This window comes from Anaeromassilibacillus sp. D41t1_190614_C2 (assembly GCF_015558525.1).
GTDB lineage: Bacteria > Bacillota > Clostridia > Oscillospirales > Acutalibacteraceae > Anaeromassilibacillus > Anaeromassilibacillus stercoravium.
This window is the reverse complement of record NZ_JADMOD010000039.1, coordinates 1-1,093: the sequence shown is the minus strand read 5'-3', so window position 1 is coordinate 1,093 and position 1,093 is coordinate 1. Positions and strand designations below refer to the sequence as shown.

Annotated in this window: 1 pseudogene; it reads left to right on the top strand. The window is 58.0% G+C overall.

The window, feature by feature from the left end:
- A pseudogene (locus tag I2G69_RS14020) lies at window positions 1-1,093 on the top strand (CBM35 domain-containing protein); the annotation flags it as partial.

The following is a 1,093-nucleotide window of genomic DNA, read 5'->3' as shown; positions in this document are numbered from 1 at the left end:
GCGTGCTGACCTGGACGCCGGACGAGAGCTACACCTATAAGCTGTGGACCGGCACCGAGTACATCGACGTGACGGGAAAGGACAGCTACGAGATCCCGCAGGACGTCTACGGCAGCTATTCGCTGGTGGCCGTGGATGAGGACGGCATTGCCGGCGAGCTCTCCGAGCCGATCATCTGGAACCCGGAGGGGACGTACCTGACGTACGAAGCGGAAGATGCGGCATATAACGATGGCGCCTTTGCAAACTCGATCTCCGGCTATTCCGGGAGGGGTTACGTGCAGGACAACCGCCCGAACGGCGGCACGGACATCACCTTTACGGTGAATGTGCCGAAGGAAGGCGACTACCTGGTGAGCGCGTTGTACAACAATGGCGGCGACACAACAGACGGTAACTATGCAGCGATCCGTTCGGTGATCGTAGACGGCGAAGACTACGGCACCATGTCGTTCTCAATCACATTTGAAAATATATTCTACCGTTCGCCGCGTATGAGAATGCATCTGACCGAAGGCGAACACACCATTACATTTAGCTACAATTACGGCGGCAACAACTACGACCAGAACATGAACATCAACCGGAACAACCTGGCGATGGATCAGCTGATTCTGGAAAATATCCGTAGTGAGGGAAGCGTAACGGCCGAACCGCAGCTGCTGACGGTACAGTGGAGCGGCAACGCATCGATGAGCGTCGAGGGCAATGCGGAGGCAATCATCTCCACAGATGCGATCTATGGCGCGAAGGTACAGCCGGGCGAAGAGCTGGTCTTCACCTTCACCCCGACCAAGGACGGGTTCTCCGGAGCGCAGCTCAACGGCGAGGACATCCCGTTTGAGGCGGACGGCTTTACGTACACCTTCACGATGCCGAACGAGGGCACGACCCTGCGCTTCACGTTCACAAGCGTGGATAAGAGCATCCTGGGAGCCGTCCTGGAGCAGGCCAACGCCGTGCCGCAGGACGTCATCGACGGCCTGGTGCCGCAGGCGAAGGAGTTCTTCGAAAACGCCCTGGAGAACGCACAGACCGTTTATGACAACGCGAATGCCACCCAGGAAGAGGTCAACGAGGCTTGGAGCGACCT